Below are 15903 nucleotides of genomic sequence, written 5' to 3' on the forward strand. Positions count from 1 at the left end.
AGCGAAACGGTGGCCATGCTGCGCCCGCCGGGCTGCCATGCCAACCGCTCTTCGCCGGGCTTTTTTCCGCCGCCGCCGCGGGCGCCGGCGACCCGTCCGGGTATCCCTGGACCCTGGGGCCGGCTCTGCCCTAGGAACGGTCGCATGAGCTCCCGCCCCCTGCCTTCCGCCGAAGGCGCGACCCCGGCCATGGCCCAGTGGTTCGCCGCCAAGCACGCCTATCCCGACGCCCTGGTGTTCTTCCGCATGGGCGATTTCTTCGAGCTGTTCTTCGAGGACGCCGCGACCGCCGGGGAGGCGCTGGGGCTGGCGGTGGCGCATCGCGGCGAGCTGCGCGGGCAGCCGATCCCGATGGCCGGCGTGCCGGCGCATGCCATGGAGAACTACCTGGCCCGGCTGATCCGCGCCGGCCACAAGGTCGCCATCTGCGAGCAGCGGGAGACCCCGGAACAGGCCAAGGCGCGCCGCGCGCCCACCATCCGGCGCGAGGTGATCCGGCTGGTCACCCCCGGCACGCTGACCGAGGACTCGTTGCTCGACGGCGCGCGGCCGGCCTGGCTGCTGGCGCTGGCCACCGCCGCCGGCGAGCTGGGCGCCGCCTGGGTCGATCTCTCCACCGGGTCCTTCGCCACCGAGATCCTGCCGCAGGCCGAGATCGGCGCCCTGCTGGCCCGGCTGGAGCCGGCCGAGATCCTGGTCGACGAGGCGCTGGGCAGCCTGGCACCCCTGCGCCAGGTCGCGGAGAAGGTCACCACCCGGCTGGCGCCGCGCGACCCGGTGCGGCGGCTGACCGAGTTCTATGCGGTGGCCGGGCTGGACGGATTCGGCAGCTTCGCCGAGGCGGAGCTGGCCGCCGCGGCGCTCGCGCTCGACTATGTCCGCGCCACCCAGGGCGAGGCCGCCCCCCGGCTGCGCCCGCCGGAGCCGCAGGGCGGGCGGGAGGTGCTGCGGATGGATGCCGCGACCCGCCGCAGCCTGGAGATCCTGCGCAGCGAGCGCGGCGAGACCCGCAACTGCCTGCTCGCCGCGGTCGACCGCACGCTGACCGCGCCCGGCTGCCGGGAGCTGGCCGCGCGCCTCGGCGCGCCGCTGACCGATGCCGGGGCGATCGCCGGCCGGCACGACGCGGTGGCCTATCTGCTGGAGGCGGCGCCGCTGCGCGCCCTGCTGCGCGGTGCGCTGAAGGGGGCGCCGGACATGGCGCGCGCCCTGGCCCGGCTGGCGCTGGACCGTTTCGCGCCGCGCGACCTCGCCGCCATCCGCGACGGGCTGACGCGGGCCGAGGCCATGGCCGAGGCGCTGGACGGTGCCGACGCCCCCCTGCCGCCGCTGCTGGACGAGGCACGCGAGCTGCTGCTGCCGAAAGCCTCGCCGCGCGCCGAGCTGGAGCGGGCGCTGGCGGAAGAGCTGCCGGCGCGGATCGAGGACGGCAACCTGGTGGCACCGGGCTATGACGGCGAGCTCGATGCGCTGAAGCGGCTGCGCGACGATGCGCGCGGCGCCATCGCTGGTCTGCAGATGCGGCTCGCCCAGGCCTGGGGGGTGGCCAGCGTCAAGGTCCGCCACCACCAGCAGTTCGGCTACCTGGCCGAGATGCCCGCCGCCGCCGGGGAGAAGCTGCTGCGCGACCCGCCGGCCGGGCTGGAGGCCGAGGGCCTGGCGCCGATCCACCGCCAGACCATGGCGAATGCGCATCGCTTCACCTGCGCCGCCCTCGCGGAGCTCGACCGCAGGCTGGCCGCCGCCGGCGAGCAGGCCCAGAAGCGCGAGATCGCCGTGGTGCGGCACCTGCGCGCGCTCTGCCTGGAGGCCGCGCGGGTGCTGGACGCCTGTGCCATGGCGGTGGCCGAGATCGACATCCATGCGGCGGCGGCCGAGCTCGCCGCCGGCGGCGCCTGGTGCCGCCCGACGCTCACCGAGCGTGGCGACTTCCGCATCCGCCAGGGCCGCCACCCGGTGGTCGAGGCGGCGCTGGCCCGCGCGCGCGGCCCGGCCTTCGTGCCGAACGATGCCGACCTTTCGGCCGGGCAGCGGCTCTGCCTGCTGACCGGGCCGAACATGGCCGGCAAGTCCACCTTCCTGCGGCAGAACGCCATCATGGTGGTGCTGGCCCAGGCCGGGCTCTTCGTGCCGGCGCGCGAGGCGCGGCTCGGCCTGGTCGACCGGCTGTTCTCCCGCGTGGGTGCCGCCGACGACATCGCCGGCGGCCGCTCCACCTTCATGGTGGAGATGACCGAGACGGCGGCGATCCTGAACCAGGCGACGTCGCGCAGCCTGGTGGTGCTGGACGAGGTCGGCCGCGGCACCGCCACCTGGGACGGGCTGGCCATCGCCTGGAGCGTGCTGGAGGCGCTGCATGACCGCATCCGCTGCCGCGCCGTCTTCGCCACCCATTTCCACGAGCTGACCGCGCTGTCGGGCAAGCTGCCGGAGCTGCAGCTGGCCAACATGAAGGTCCGCGAGCACCGCGGCGAGGTGGTGTTCCAGCACCTGGTCGGGCCGGGCGCCGCCGAGAAGTCCTGGGGCCTGCATGTGGCGCGGCTGGCCGGCGTGCCACGCGCCGTCACCCAGCGCGCCGGGGCCGTGCTGGCGGCGCTGGAGGCGCGCGCCCGCGGGCTGGAGCCGCTGGCCGAGGAGCTGCCGCTGTTCGGTGGAACCAGGGCGGAACCGGATTCGCAAGGGTCCGCCGACACGTCCTCTCAACCGCCGGGCGAAGAGGATGCGCTGGGGGCCGCGCTGGAGGCGCTCGACCCCGACCAGATGTCGCCGCGGGAGGCTCTGGAGGCGCTTTACCGGCTTAAAATGCTGCGAGGCAGCAACGGTCGCAGCAAATTGCCGCAGGAAGCTGTTGCCGCAGCCGCGAGCGCGATAAACTCGGAAGGATGAGAAGCTCCGGCGACGTGTCTGACGCCTTTGCCGCCCCTGCCGGCGAGGCCCATGCTGGTGTATCCGGGGCCGCCCCTGACGGCCCGGCCGTGACCCTGCGGCCGTTGCCCGATGTCGTGCTCGACCTGATCCCGCAGCCTGGCGCGCCGGTCGCCCGCGATGTCGCGCTGATGCTGCTGCGGCGCCAGCTCGGCCGCATCCAGTCGCGCGTGCAGGAAGCCTTCGAGGCGCATGCCCTGTCCGGCCTGACCGCCGCGCGCATGCTGGGCGAGCTGACCGACGGGCTTATCTTCGCCATCCACGCCTATACCCTGGCCGAGGTCGCGCCGGAGAAGGCCGAGGCCGGCGCCGACGGTCTGGCCGGCACCGCCGAGCCCAGCTTCGTCCTGGCCGCCACCGGCGGCTATGGCCGCGGCGTGCTGGCGCCCTATTCCGACATCGACCTGCTGTTCCTCTCCGACCGGCCGCTCGGGCCGCGCGGGCGGCGGGCGGTGGAGTTCATGCTCTACCTGCTCTGGGATCTCGGGCTGAAGGTCGGCCACGCCACCCGCAGCATCCGCGAATGCCTGGAGGATGCGCGCGGCGACGCCACCATCCAGACCGCACTGCTCGACGGCCGGTTCCTGGCGGGCGATGCCGGCGTCTTCGCGAACTTCGAAGAAGCCTTCGCCAATGCCCGGCAGGAATGGGGCATCGGCCAGTTCCTCGCCGCCAAGCGGGCCGAGCGCACCGCGCGCCACCGCCGCTACGGCGACAGCCCCTATCTGGTCGAGCCGCATCTGAAGGAAGGCCGCGGCGGGCTGCGCGACATCCAGACCATGTACTGGCTGGCGCGCTATGCCTTCGGCGCGCGCCGCATGCCGGAGCTGGTCGGGCCGGACAGCCCGGGCGGCGGCCTGCTGACGGCGCGCGAGGCGCGTGCCTTCAAGCGCGCCTGGGACTTCCTGTGGACGGTGCGCTTCCACCTGCACTACGTCACCGGCCGCGCCGAGGAGCGCCTGACCTTCGACCTGCAGCCCGTCGTCGGCGCCCGCATGGGCTATACCCGGCACGGCAAGCAGGACGGGGTCGAGCGCTTCATGAAGCACCTCTTCCTGACCGCCCGCGACGTCGTCCGCCTGTCCCGCCTGCTGGAGCCGGCGATCGAGCGCGCTACCCTCGGCCTGCCGGCGCTGCAGCGCGCGCCCGACCCGGCGCTGGTCACCGCCGGTGTCGCCATCGCCGATGGCAAGCTGCTCTTCGCCCCCGACCGGGTGGTGGAGGACGACCCGGCGATCATGCTGCGCCTGGTCCGCGCCGCCCGCGACCGCGGCATGGAGCTGCACCCGCTGGCGCATCGCGCGCTGATCCGCAGTGCGCCGCGCGCCCAGGCGCTGCGCGGCGACCCGGAAGCCAATGAGCTGTTCCTCGACCTGCTCTCGGGCAAGGAATCCGCCAAGTGGATGCGGGTGCTGAACGAGGTCGGCTTCCTCTCCCGCTTCATCCCGGACTGGGCCCGCATCGTCGGGTTGATGCAGTTCGACACCTACCATGTCTTCACCGTGGAGGAGCACACGATCGAGGCGATCGCCGTGCTCAACCAGCTGGAGCAGGGCGAGCTCGGCGAGGCCGCGCCCGTCGCCAGCGAGCTGGTCGGCCAGCTGCATTCGCGCCGTGCCCTGCATGTGGCGGTGCTGCTGCACGACATCGCCAAGGGCCGCGGCGGCGACCATTCCGAGCTCGGCGCCGGCATCGCCCTCGAGGTCTGCCCGCGCCTCGGCCTGACCCCGGAGGAGACCGAGACCGTCTCCTGGCTGGTGCTGAACCACCTGCTGGTCAGCCAGACCGCCTTCAAGCGCGACATCGACGACCCGAAGACCATCCTCGACATCGCCGAGGTGGTGCAGTCGCCGGAGCGCCTGCGCCTGCTGCTGGTCCTGACGGTAGCCGACATGCGCGCCGTCGGGCCCAAGGTCTGGAACGGCTGGAAGGCCACCCTGCTGCGCGAGCTCTACTGGCGCGTGGCCGAGGTCCTGGCCGGCGGCCTCTCCGTCCCCGAGCGCGACGTGCGCGTCGCCCGCGCCAAGCAGGCCGCTGCCGCCATGCTGGAGGACCAGCCCAAGGCTGCGGTCGATCACTTCCTCGGCCTCGGCTATCCCGGCTACTGGCTGTCCTTCGACCCGGAAAGCCACGCCCGCCACGCCGCGCTGATCCGCGACGCCGAGGCGCGCGGCGCGCCGCTCTCGGTCTCCACCCGCGTGCTCGAGGCCCGCGCGGTGACCGAGGTCACGGTCTACTGCTCCGACCATCCCGGCCTGTTCAGCCGCATCGCCGGCGCGCTCGCCGTGGCAGGGGCCACCATCGTCGACGCCCGCATCCACACCATGACCAACGGCATGGCGCTGGACACCTTCTGGGTGCAGGACGCGCAGGGCGGGGCGTTCGATGCGCCGCACCGCATGGCCCGCCTGTCGGTGCTGATCGAGCAGGCGCTGTCCGGCCGCCTGAACCTGGTGCAGGAGATCCGCAAGGTGCGGCGCGAGCCCGCGCGCCTGCGCGCCGTCCAGGTGCCCGGCCGCGTGGTGATCGACAATTTCGCCAGCAACACCCACACGGTGATCGAGCTGAACGGCCGTGACCGCCCCGGACTGCTGCACGACGTGACCGGCGCGATCTCGGCCCAGGGGCTGCAGATCGCCTCGGCGCATATCACCACCTATGGCGTGCGCGCGGTCGACGTCTTCTACGTGAAGGACGTCTTCGGCCTGAAGGTCGAGAACGAACGCAAGCTCGCCGCGCTCCGCGCGGCGCTGCTGGTGGCGCTGGGGACGCCGGCGGAGGATGAAGGCGGGAATTAGGGCTTGGGCAGGCCAGGGGAATGAATTCCCCTGGACCCCTTCTTTTTTCTGTCTGATTGCCATGTCCACAGGGCGACAGCGGGCGAAACGGCCAATCCGAAGTGCGACCTGTGAAGGCGCGCTGACCAGATAAATCTGCGTCCCGCCGTGACGCCCTGGCGACGGCGCCGTTGATGCGAAGGTCTCTGCACGGCCGGTGATCAGAAAAAAGATGGGGGTTCGGGGGAATTCATTCCCCCGACCTGCCCCTTGCTTCTCTTCCCTGGACCTTCCTGTCCCAAAAACCTAATGGACCCCGATGCCCCCCCGTCGTCGCAGCCTCAGCACTGAAGAGCGCGCCTTGTGGCGTGCCTATACGGCGACGGTGAAGCCCTTGCCGGGCCATGCCTTGCCGCCTGTGCCGGCCGCCCCGGTCGAGGCGCCGCCGCCCCCGCCGCCGCCGAACCCCGTGGCGGCGCTGCTGATAAAGGCGCCCGTCCTCAAGGCGCCGCCGCCGGTGCTGGATGTGGGGCTGCAGCCGGGCGGGCTGGACAGCCATCGCTGGAAGGACCTGCGGCGCGGGCGGACGCGGCCGGAGCGCACGCTCGACCTGCACGGGCGGCGGGCGCAGGACGCCTATCTGGCCGTGCGCGGCTTCCTGCTGGCGGCGCAGGCCGAGGGGCTGCGCTGCGTGGCCATCGTCACCGGCAAGGGCCCGGCGCCGGAGGGCGGCGTGCTGCGGCGGGAGCTGCCGCATTGGCTCAATGCGCCGGACCTGCGGCCGCTGGTGCTGGGGGCGGCGCATCCGGCGCCGAACCAGGGGGCGGTGCATCTGCTGCTGCGCCGGCGGCGGCGGCCGTGACGCCCTTCGGCGCGCGGCTGCGGGCGCTGCGCCAGGGGAGGGGTGTCACGCTGCAGCAGCTGGCCCAGGCGCTGCATGTCTCGGCCGCCTATCTTTCCGCGCTGGAGCATGGCCGGCGCGGCCGGCCTTCGGCGGGGCTGATCCATCAGGTTAACGAATACTTCGGCCTGATCTGGGACGATGCCGAGGAGATGGTGCGGCTGGCGCGGCTGTCGCATCCGCGCGTCACGCTCGACACCTCGGGCCTGTCGCCGGAGGCGACCGAGCTGGCCAATCTGCTGGCCAGCCGCATCCGCACGCTGCCGGGCGACACCATCCAGCGCCTGCGCCGCGTGCTGGAGGAGGGCGGCGCGGCCGACGGGCGGGGCTGAGCCGGGCACGCCCTCCGGCCAGGGTTCCGCTTCGCAGGTGCGAAGCGGCTGGCTTTCCCCGGCGCGCGCCTGCCGACATAAAGGGGGCTGAAGCACGGGAGCTGTGATGGCGATGGACGACGCGAAGAAACCTCCGATGGGCGACACCCGCACGGCGCGGATCACCGCCGAGGAGGCGCTCGCCCTGCATGCCGAGGGCAAGCCGGGCAAGCTCGAGATCCGCCTGACCAAGCCGCTGACCACGGCGCGCGACCTCAGCCTGGCCTATTCGCCGGGCGTCGCCGAGCCCTGCCTGCACATCCACCGCGACCCCTCGCTGGCCTATGACTACACCGCCAAGGGCAACATGGTCGCCGTCGTCTCCAACGGCACCGCGGTGCTGGGCCTCGGCAATCTCGGCGCCCTGGCCGGCAAGCCGGTGATGGAAGGCAAGGCGGCGCTGTTCAAGCGCTTCGCCGATGTCGATTCCATCGACCTCTGCATCGACACCGAGGATGTCGACCAGTTCGTCAACGCCGTGCGCTATCTCGGCCCCTCCTTCGGCGGCATCAACCTGGAGGACATCAAGGCCCCGGAATGCTTCGTCATCGAGCAGCGCCTGCGCGAGCTGATGGACATCCCGGTCTTCCACGATGACCAGCACGGCACCGCCATCGTCGCCGCCGCCGGCCTGATCAATGCCTGCCACCTGACCGGGCGCGCGCTGTCCGAGACGCGGCTGGTGGTCAACGGCGCGGGCTCGGCCGCCATCGCCTGCGCCGAGCTGGTCAAGGCCATGGGCATGAAGCCCGAGAACATCCTGATGTGCGACACCAAGGGTGTGCTCTACCGCGGTCGTACGGAGGGCATGAACCAGTGGAAGTCGGCGCATGCCGTCACCACCGACCGCCGCACCCTGGTCCAGGCGCTGGAAGGCGCCGACGCCTTCTTCGGCCTCTCGGTCAAGGGCGCCGTCACCGGCGACATGATCAAGAGCATGGCGAAGAACCCGATCATCTTCGCCATGGCCAATCCGGACCCGGAGATCACCCCGGACGAGGCACGCGCCGCCCGGCCCGACGTGATCATCGCCACCGGCCGCAGCGACTATCCGAACCAGGTCAACAACGTCCTGGGCTTCCCCTTCATCTTCCGCGGCGCCCTCGACGTCCGCGCCAGCACCATCAACGACGCCATGAAGGTCGCCGCCGCCGAGGCGCTGGCCATGCTGGCGCGCGAGGATGTGCCGGAGGAAGTGGCGGGCGCCGGCGGCGGCAAGGGGCTGCGCTTCGGCCCGGACTACATCATCCCGCATGCCTTCGACCCGCGGCTGATCGCCCGCGTCTCGCCCGCCGTCGCCCGCGCGGCGATGGAATCCGGCGTGGCGCGCAAGCCGCTGCCGGATCTGCGCCGCTACACCCGCGAGCTCGCCGGGCGGCTGGATGCCGGCGCCAATGCGCTGGAGAGCATCACCGAGCGCGTCCGCGCCAATCCGCAGAAGGTGGTCTTCGCCGAGGGCGAGGAGGAGAAGGTGATCCGCGCCGCCATCGCCTTCCGCAACGCCGGCTATGGCATCCCGGTGCTGGTCGGCCGCGAGGACCGGGTGATGGCCAAGGTCGCGGCGCTGGGCATCCCGCTGCCGGAAGGCATCGAGATCCACAATGCCCGCGTCTCCGACAAGAACACCCGCTACGCCGAGTATCTCTACGAGCGCGGCCAGCGGAAGGGGCTGCTGTTCCGCGACTGCCAGCGCCTGGCCAACCAGGACCGCAACGCCTTCGCCGCCTGCATGGTGGCGCTGGGCGACGCGGATGCCATGGTCTCCGGCATCACCCGCTCGACCAGCGTGACGCTGGACGGCGTCATGACGGCGATCGACCCGGCGCCGGGGACGGTGCTGTTCGGCCTGACGCTGATGCTGGCGCGGCGCTCCGGCACGGTGCTGGTCGCCGACACCGCCATCCATGAGCGGCCGGACGCGGCGACGCTCGCCTCCATCGCCATCCAGTCGGCGGCGGAAGCGCGCAAGCTCGGCCTCGAGCCGCGCGTCGCCTTCCTGTCCTTCTCCACCTTCGGCGATCCGGGCGGCACCATCACCGGCCCGGTGCGCGACGCGGTGAAGCTGCTCGACGCGCAGACGGTCGACTTCCAGTATGACGGGGAAATGGCCGCCGACGTGGCGCTGAACCCGCAGCTGCGCGCGCTCTACCCCTTCTGCCGGCTGACCGGGCCGGCGAACGTGCTGGTCATGCCGGGGCTGCACGCCGCCCATATCCTGACCAAGGCGGTGCCGCATCTGACCAGCGCCACCACCATCGGACCGCTGATGGTCGGCATGTCCAAGCCGGTGCAGATCGTCAACCTGGGCAGCTCGGTCGGGCAGATCCTCGACATGGCGGTCTTCGCCGCCCATGCGGCGGTGAAGCGCGAGGACTGATCTGCAGGGATTGATGGAACTGGCCAGGAGGGGCGCCGCTCCTCCTGGACCACCCCGCCGGGGGGCAATGTCCACCCGGACCATGCCCTCAACAGGCGGCTATTTGGGCAGCCAAGACTTGGTTATTCCGTTTCAGACAATCCTGAACGCTGATTGGAGCCGTGACGCCCGGAAGCGATGGATTGCTGCCGCCGTCCGCACCGGGCCAGGATGGCAGGTCGAAGTGCCATGTCAGGTTGGTGATTGCGCTGACTTCGTCACCGCGCTGTTCTCAATGCCCGGCCCGGTGTTGGTGGGCTTCGACTTTCCGATAGGACTCCCTGCCAGCTACGGTCAAATGACCGGCTTCGCAGGCTTTATCGACGCGCTGAAGATGCTGGGCATGGCAGATTGGGCTGACTTCTTTCGGGTTGCTGACAAAGCGGCGCAGGTGTCGCTGCGGCGGCCGTTCTACCCACGCCTTTCCAGCGCCGAAGCCAGGCAAGCGCATCTGCTGGAAGGTCTCGGGATAGGCAGTATCGACGAGCTACGCCGTGCCTGCGAGCGTGCCACAGCCGAGCGTCGCGCAGCCTGTCCGCTGTTCTGGACGCTGGGCGGCAATCAGGTCGGAAAGGCGGCCATTGATGGCTGGCAGAGCGTGGTGCAGCCAGCCATGCGGCACGGCGCCCGGCTTTGGCCTTTCGAAGGTTCACTCGCTTCGCTTGCCCTCGCCGGGTCACCGGTGATCGCTGAGACCTATCCGGCGGAGGCCTACGGTCACGTCGGCATCACCTTCAAGCCAGGCATGAGCAAGCAGCGTCAGGACGATCGGCGCACGGCGGCGGCAGGTCTGTCCGCCTGGGCATCTCTCCATGGGGTCGTGTTCTCGGACGATCTGTCGGCGCAGATCGCCAATGGGTTTGGCGTTTCGAAGGCCGGTGAGGACCCCTTCGACGCCCTGGCCGGTTTGCTGGGCATGATCGAGGTCCTGGATGGCAGACGGCCCGAAGCACCAGCCCTGCACCACCCCGCCCGGCAATGGGAGGGGTGGATTCTCGGGCAGCGTGGCTGAGCAGGGCTTGAAGCCGGAGCCTCGTCGTCAGTCGGCTAGGCCCAGGCCCGTCAGATGCGCCACGGCCTTCGGCAGATGGCGGTGGTCGCGCAGTTCCAGGATCAGGCGCGGCTTCACCGTCAGGGCGGCAACGGCGGAAAAAACGCTCGGCCACAGGATGCTGCCGTCGCCCGGCGCCCAGTGACGGTCGGCATGGCCGTCAGTGTCCTGCAGATGCACATGCCGCAGCGCATCCCCCGCCAGATGGATGTGGAAATCGACCGGCGGGGCGCCGGTGCTGCAATGCGCGTAATGCGCATGGCCGGTGTCCAGCGACACCTGCACCGCCTCGCTGCCGAAGGAGGCCGCCAGGCCGATGCGGTCGCGCGGATCCTTGTCCTCGATATTCTCGATGACCAGCTCGCAGCCGATCGCCTCGGCCCGCTTCACCACCGGCCCCAGCGTCTGGTGCACCCGCTCCTGCAGCTGCGCGCGGGCGCCGGGGAAGGCATCGAGATTGGCATGGTCCCAGGTGGTGAAGGGCGAATGCACCACCATCTGGGTCGCCCGCAGCGCCTCGCAGACCTCCAGCCCCTGCAGCAGGCGGCGCGTCACCACGGCGCGCACCGCGGCGTCATGCGTGTCGATCTTGAAGCCCCAGAAGGGGCCGTGCAGGCCGAGGCGGCCGCTATGGCCGTCCAGCGCGCGCCGCGCCTGCGCGGCCAGCGGCTGCCAGTCGCCATCCAGCACCTCGGCCCTGAAGAAATCCTGGATCTCCAGGTCGCGCTGCCGCGCCAGGATCCAGTCGCGGTGCTGCTGCAGCCCCTCGAGCATCAGGGCGGCACCCAGCACGGGCTTTTCCGGCATCGGCATCGGGTGATCGGTCATTCTTGTCGTTCTCTCGCGCTGCTGGCGCGTGGCCGCGCCCGGGCCGCTCGCCGCAGGCGGATCACGCGATCGGACCATGACCCGGCCCCCGACCACCGGTGCGGTCGGCGGTGATCGGGGTCCAGGAATCGCCGCAGGAGCAGGAGGGGCCGTCACCCGCGACGGCGCGCCGCATACGCGGCAGCCGGCGTCACCCGCGTGACGCTCCGGCGACAGGCCGATGACGTTCCGCGCGGGTCAGCCTTCGGGGCGGTGACAGCAGAGGCAGAGCTTGTTGCCGTCCGGGTCGCGGAGATAGGCGCCGTAGAAATGGGGGTGATACTGCGGCCGCAGCCCGGGCGGCCCTTCGCAGGTCCCGCCCTGGCGCAGCGCCAGCGCATGGCCGGCATCGACGGTGGCGCGGTCGGGCGCCAGCAGCGCGACCATGCCGCCATTGCCGGGGGCGGCGGGGCCGCCGTCGAAAGGCGCGCCGATCAGCAGCAGCGGCCGGTCGTCTCCCGCCGGCTGCCAGGCCGCCCAGGGCTTGCCGGCATCCTTGAAACGCAGCCGATGGCCCAGCAGGGCCATCAGCGGGTCGTAGAAGGAAAAAGCCCGCTCGAAATCGCCGATGCCGAGGCAGATATGCGACAGCATCGGCGTCCCTCCGGGATCAGCCGCGGCGGGCCACGGCGGCGTCGACGGTGTTCTCGATCAGGCAGGCGATGGTCATCGGCCCGACCCCGCCCGGCACCGGGGTGATGGCGGCGGCCCGCTGGCTGGCGGCGGCGAAGTCGACATCGCCGACCAGCCCGCCAGTCGGCAGCCGGTTGATGCCGACATCGATCACCGTCGCGCCCTCGGCGATCCAGTCGCCCTTGACCATTTCCGGCCGGCCGACGGCGGCGACCAGGATCTCGGCCCGGCGGCATTCGCTGGCCAGGTCGCGGGTGCGCGAATGCACCACCGTCACCGTGGCGTCCGCCGCCAGCAGCAGCGCCGCCATCGGCTTGCCGACGATGTTGGAGCGCCCCAGCACCACGGCGCGCGCCCCGGCAAGGGGGGTGCCGGCGGCGGCCAGCAGATGCATGACGCCCTTCGGCGTGCAGGGCACCAGCCCGCGCTGCCCGGTCGCCAGCCGCCCGGCATTCACCGCGTGGAAGCCGTCGACATCCTTGGCCGGGTCGATGGTCTCCAGCACCGTCTCGGCGCGGATGTGGCGGGGCAGGGGCAGCTGCACCAGGATGGCGTCCACCGCCGGATCCTCGTTCAGCTGGCGCACCAGGGCCAGCAGAGCGGCCTCGGTCGTGTCCTCCGGCAGCTGCAGCGTCGCGCTGTCGAGGCCGGCCTGCTTGGCCGCCTTGTCCTTGTTGCGGACATAGACGCCGCTGGCCGGGTCGTCCCCCACCCGCACCACGCGCAGGCCGGGGGTGAAGGGTAGGGCGGCGACGCGCTCGGCGAGGCGGGCGCGCAGCTGCGCCGCGACTTCCTTGCCGTCGATGATTCTGGCGGTGGTCATGCCAGGGACTCCAATTGCTCGGCCAGGCGGGCAGGGTCGCCCGCGATGCGGCAGGTCTTTTCCCGCGCGCTCGCCCCCTGCACCACCGCGATGGCGGAAGGGGGGACATGCAAGGCCGCCGCCAGCAGCGCGCAGACCGCGCGGTTGGCGCGGCCGTCCTCCGGCGCCTCATGCACCGCGAGCTTCAGCCGCTTCCCGTCGACGCCCTCCATCCAGCCCAGCAGCCCGGCGCGGCGGGCCTTGGGCTGCGCCTTCACGCGCAGCTCCACGCCCCCTTCCACCTGCCGCCAGGCCGGCAGGGCCATCAGCCGGCGACCAGCGGCCAGACCGTGGTCCAGAGGAAGATCCGCAGCGCGTAGAGCAGCAGGATCAGGATCATCGGCGAGATGTCGATGCCGCCCAGATTCGGCAGCAGGTTGCGAATCGGCCGCAGCGCCGGCTCGGTCACCTTGTAGAGGAAGTCGCCCACCGCCCAGACGAAGCGGTTGCGCGTGTCGAGCACGTTGAACGACACCAGCAGGCTGAAGACCGCGGCGATGATCAACGCCCAGACATAGAGATTGATCGCCTGATCGACGAACCAGAACACCGCGTACATCGCCATCCCCTGAGCGTGAGGCCTTCAGATACGAAGCCGTGCCGCGGACGGCAAGCACCCCTTGACTTGATCCTTCGCCTCGGGGATAAGCCCCGTCACCAGCGAGCGTGGGGCTGTAGCTCAGTTGGGAGAGCGCGTCGTTCGCAATGACGAGGTCAGCGGTTCGATCCCGCTCAGCTCCACCACTCGCTGATCAAGAAACCCGCCGTCAGGCGGGTTTTTTTGTGGCTGTCCGGACGGGCGATTCACGCCTTCGGCGAAGCCGCCTCAGGCGACCGCATGCCGGCCCCCCCCTACATCCGCCGCAGCCAGATCTCCTGCGCCCGGTGGTCGGCGCCCTTGCGCAGCACCATCCGCGCCCGCTCCCGCGTCGGCAGGATGTTCTCGTCGAGGTTGCGCAGGTTGATCTCGCGCCAGATCCGCTGCGCCACCGCCGTGGCCTCCTCCAGCGGCAGGTCCTTGTAGCGGTGGAAATAGGAGCGCGGCTGCTGGAAGGCGGTGCGCTGCAGCAGCAGGAAGCGCTCCAGGTACCAGCGCGCGATATCCTCCTCGGCGGCATCGACATAGACCGAGAAGTCGAAGAAGTCGGAGGCCAGCAGCGGCGCGCCGGCGGCCGTCTGCAGCACGTTCAGCCCCTCGAAGATCAGGATGTCCGGGCGGCGGACGATCTGCTTCTGGCCGGGCACGATGTCATAGGTCAGGTGCGAATAGACCGGGGCCGAGACCACCTCCTCCCCCGCCTTCACCGCGCTGAGGAAGCCGATCATCTTCCGCAGGTCGTAGCTTTCCGGGAAACCTTTCCGCCCCATCAGCCCCCGCGCTTCCAGCACCCGGGTCGGATAGAGGAAACCATCGGTGGTGATCAGCGCCACGCTCGGATGGTCCGGCCAGCGCGCCAGGATCGCCTGCAGCACGCGGGCGAAGGTGCTCTTGCCCACGGCGACGCTGCCGGCGATGCCGATGATATAGGGCGGCGGCACCACCTGGCGGCCGAGGAAGGTGTCCTGCACCACGCCCAGGCCCCGCGCCGCCGCCACCTGCAGGTTCAGCAGGCGCGACAACGGCAGGAAGACCTCGGCCACTTCCTCGAGCGACAGCCGGTCGGTCAGGCCGCGCAGCCCCTCCAGATCCTCGGCCGAGAGCGACAGCGGCGTGCTGGCGCGCAACGCCGCCCATTCCGCCCGGCCGAAGACGCGATAGGCCGCCGGCCCGCTCTCGCCGCGGCCGGCGGCCGGGTCGGCGGGGGGCAGGCTGGTCTCGGCACGGGGCTGGGGCATGCGGCGTTTCCTGTTGGGCCCGGTGGGGGAACCTGATTGGCCGCGATCCTGGCACCGCTTTGCTGCGATGCGAAGAGTCCCTGGCTTGGCAGCGCCCGCTTCCGGGCCAAGACTGACGCCAAAGCCTGCCTGAGGAACGCCGCCCCCATGGTCGATGCCACCGATGCCGCCCCCCTTCCGCCCGCCCCCGAGCCCGGCCAGTCGCTGGCGCTGCTGCCCGGCCTGCACTGGGTCCGTATGCCGCTCGGCTTCGCGCCCTGGCACGTCAATCTCTGGCTGATCGAGGATGGCGATGCCTGGCTGGCCGTCGATGCCGGCGCCCGCAGCGAGGAGACCCTGGCGCACTGGACCACACTGCAGCGGCAGACCCTGGGCGGCCGCCCGATCACCCGGCTGCTGGCGACGCATTTCCACCCCGACCATGTCGGCTTCGCCGGCTGGCTCTGCGAGCGCCACGGCGCCACCCTGCTGATGCCGCGCAGCGAATATCTCTTCGCCCGCTTCCTGCTGCTGGACACCGACGAGGGCATGACCGCCCAGCAGCTCGGCTTCGCCCGCGCCGCCGGCTGCCCCGAGAGTTTTCTGGCATTCCTGGCCGGTCGCGGCCCGCTCTATTCCCGCGCCGTGGTCTCGCTGCCGCGCAGCTACCGCCGCATCGCGGAAGGCGACGTGCTGCGCATCGGCGGGCGCGACTGGCATGTCCTGACCGGCGGCGGCCACGCCCCGGAGATGGCCTGCCTGCACTGCCCCGAGCTCAAGGTGCTGCTCTCCGCCGACCAGATCCTGCCGCGCATCAGCCCCTATATCGGCGTCGGCGCCACCGAGCCCGAGGCCGACCCGCTGCGCGACTTCCTTGAGTCGAACGCCCGGCTGAAGGCGATCCCGCCCGGGACGCTGATCCTGCCCTCGCATGGCGACCCCTTCCACGGGCTGCACGCCCGCATCGACGCGCTGGCCGCCCACCACGCCGAGCGCCTGGCCACGCTGGAAGCCGCCTGCGCCACGCCGCTCACCGCCTACCAGGCGACCCGCGTGCTGTTCCCGCGCGTCCAGGAAGACCGCCAGATCGGCTTCGCCCTGGGCGAGACGCTGGCGCATCTGAACCGGCTGGTCGCGGAGGGGCGTGTCATGAAAAGCGAGGGGGCGGTGCCGGGGTACAGCAAGGCAGGGTGAAGGCGAGGGGAATGAATTCCCCTCGACCCCTTCTTTTTTCTGTTCACCGGCCGTTTGCTGACCAGCACCTGGCCACAGGCGGCACCAGGGC

At 71.3% G+C, this 15903-nt stretch carries 13 protein-coding genes and 1 tRNA gene; 8 read left to right on the forward strand and 6 right to left on the reverse strand.

Translation table 11 applies throughout. The features are described 5' to 3' along the window. The first annotated feature begins 144 nt into the window (after positions 1-144). From mutS to WFI16_RS14680, 6 genes are all read left to right on the forward strand, one after another. On the forward strand, positions 145-2886 hold the full coding sequence (gene mutS, locus WFI16_RS14655) for a DNA mismatch repair protein MutS (RefSeq protein ID WP_419898549.1): 2742 nt from the start codon (positions 145-147) through the stop codon (positions 2884-2886). Then, positions 2883-5723 (forward strand): [protein-PII] uridylyltransferase, encoded by a 2841-nt coding sequence (locus WFI16_RS14660; protein ID WP_419898550.1) that lies wholly within the window; start codon positions 2883-2885, stop codon positions 5721-5723. Before mutS ends, WFI16_RS14660 begins: the two co-directional genes overlap by 4 nt. A gap of 340 nt (positions 5724-6063) precedes the next feature. Next, the gene (locus WFI16_RS14665) at positions 6064-6564 is read left to right on the forward strand and encodes a Smr/MutS family protein (protein WP_419898551.1); all 501 of its coding nucleotides are present in this window, start codon (positions 6064-6066) and stop codon (positions 6562-6564) included. Next, complete coding sequence (locus WFI16_RS14670; RefSeq protein ID WP_419898552.1) at positions 6561-6935, forward strand: helix-turn-helix domain-containing protein; 375 nt, start codon at positions 6561-6563, stop codon at positions 6933-6935. Before WFI16_RS14665 ends, WFI16_RS14670 begins: the two co-directional genes overlap by 4 nt. Positions 6936-7071: 136 nt before the next feature. Continuing rightward, positions 7072-9351 carry an NADP-dependent malic enzyme gene (locus WFI16_RS14675; RefSeq protein ID WP_419898553.1) on the forward strand — a complete coding sequence of 760 codons (2280 nt, stop codon included), beginning with the start codon at positions 7072-7074 and terminating at the stop codon, positions 9349-9351. 67 nt (positions 9352-9418) lie between these two features. Beyond that, positions 9419-10402: a hypothetical protein gene (locus tag WFI16_RS14680; RefSeq protein WP_419898554.1), complete on the forward strand. Its 984-nt coding sequence runs from the start codon at positions 9419-9421 to the stop codon at positions 10400-10402. Positions 10403-10429: 27 nt separating this feature from the next. Here WFI16_RS14680 and WFI16_RS14685 read toward each other — a convergent pair whose 3' ends face one another. The 5 genes from WFI16_RS14685 to WFI16_RS14705 form a co-directional block, all read right to left on the reverse strand. Beyond that, positions 10430-11269 carry a sugar phosphate isomerase/epimerase family protein gene (locus tag WFI16_RS14685; protein ID WP_419898555.1) on the reverse strand — a complete coding sequence of 280 codons (840 nt, stop codon included), beginning with the start codon at positions 11267-11269 and terminating at the stop codon, positions 10430-10432. A gap of 237 nt (positions 11270-11506) precedes the next feature. Beyond that, positions 11507-11902 carry a VOC family protein gene (locus WFI16_RS14690; protein WP_419898556.1) on the reverse strand — a complete coding sequence of 132 codons (396 nt, stop codon included), beginning with the start codon at positions 11900-11902 and terminating at the stop codon, positions 11507-11509. 16 nt (positions 11903-11918) lie between these two features. Beyond that, a complete protein-coding gene (gene folD / locus WFI16_RS14695; RefSeq protein ID WP_419898557.1) occupies positions 11919-12764 on the reverse strand; it encodes a bifunctional methylenetetrahydrofolate dehydrogenase/methenyltetrahydrofolate cyclohydrolase FolD in 846 nt (281 codons plus the stop codon). Further along, entirely contained in the window at positions 12761-13069 is a 309-nt protein-coding gene (locus WFI16_RS14700; RefSeq protein ID WP_419898558.1) for a DUF167 domain-containing protein, read from the reverse strand. Before WFI16_RS14700 ends, folD begins: the two co-directional genes overlap by 4 nt. Continuing rightward, entirely contained in the window at positions 13069-13362 is a 294-nt protein-coding gene (locus tag WFI16_RS14705) for a YggT family protein (RefSeq protein WP_076957019.1), read from the reverse strand. The genes WFI16_RS14700 and WFI16_RS14705 overlap by 1 nt, the downstream gene beginning before the upstream one ends. Before the next feature lie 109 nt (positions 13363-13471). Here WFI16_RS14705 and WFI16_RS14710 point away from each other — a divergent pair. Continuing rightward, a tRNA-Ala gene (locus WFI16_RS14710) sits at positions 13472-13547 on the forward strand. A gap of 108 nt (positions 13548-13655) precedes the next feature. Here the strand turns inward: WFI16_RS14710 and coaA are convergent. Continuing rightward, the gene (coaA, locus tag WFI16_RS14715; protein WP_419898559.1) at positions 13656-14639 is read right to left on the reverse strand and encodes a type I pantothenate kinase; all 984 of its coding nucleotides are present in this window, start codon (positions 14637-14639) and stop codon (positions 13656-13658) included. Between the two features lie 147 nt (positions 14640-14786). Between coaA and WFI16_RS14720 the strand changes: the two genes are divergently transcribed. Then, a complete protein-coding gene (locus tag WFI16_RS14720) occupies positions 14787-15812 on the forward strand; it encodes an MBL fold metallo-hydrolase (protein ID WP_419898560.1) in 1026 nt (341 codons plus the stop codon). The last annotated feature ends 91 nt before the right edge of the window (positions 15813-15903 follow it).

The sequence above is a fragment of the Roseomonas sp. USHLN139 genome, from assembly GCF_037145735.1.
Taxonomy (GTDB): Bacteria; Pseudomonadota; Alphaproteobacteria; order Acetobacterales; family Acetobacteraceae; genus Pseudoroseomonas.

Bases quoted from the DNA above. Each gene is read 5' to 3' on its own strand.
- mutS (WP_419898549.1), top strand. From the start codon at position 145: ATGAGCTCCCGCCCCCTGCCTTCCGCCGAAGGCGCGACCCCGGCCATG.
- WFI16_RS14660 (WP_419898550.1), top strand. From the start codon at position 2,883: ATGAGAAGCTCCGGCGACGTGTCTGACGCCTTTGCCGCCCCTGCCGGC.
- WFI16_RS14675 (WP_419898553.1), top strand. From the start codon at position 7,072: ATGGGCGACACCCGCACGGCGCGGATCACCGCCGAGGAGGCGCTCGCC.
- WFI16_RS14680 (WP_419898554.1), top strand. From the start codon at position 9,419: ATGTCCACCCGGACCATGCCCTCAACAGGCGGCTATTTGGGCAGCCAA.
- WFI16_RS14685 (WP_419898555.1), bottom strand. From the start codon at position 11,269: ATGACCGATCACCCGATGCCGATGCCGGAAAAGCCCGTGCTGGGTGCC.
- WFI16_RS14690 (WP_419898556.1), bottom strand. From the start codon at position 11,902: ATGCTGTCGCATATCTGCCTCGGCATCGGCGATTTCGAGCGGGCTTTT.
- folD (WP_419898557.1), bottom strand. From the start codon at position 12,764: ATGACCACCGCCAGAATCATCGACGGCAAGGAAGTCGCGGCGCAGCTG.
- WFI16_RS14700 (WP_419898558.1), bottom strand. From the start codon at position 13,069: ATGGCCCTGCCGGCCTGGCGGCAGGTGGAAGGGGGCGTGGAGCTGCGC.
- WFI16_RS14705 (WP_076957019.1), bottom strand. From the start codon at position 13,362: ATGTACGCGGTGTTCTGGTTCGTCGATCAGGCGATCAATCTCTATGTC.
- coaA (WP_419898559.1), bottom strand. From the start codon at position 14,639: ATGCCCCAGCCCCGTGCCGAGACCAGCCTGCCCCCCGCCGACCCGGCC.
- WFI16_RS14720 (WP_419898560.1), top strand. From the start codon at position 14,787: ATGGTCGATGCCACCGATGCCGCCCCCCTTCCGCCCGCCCCCGAGCCC.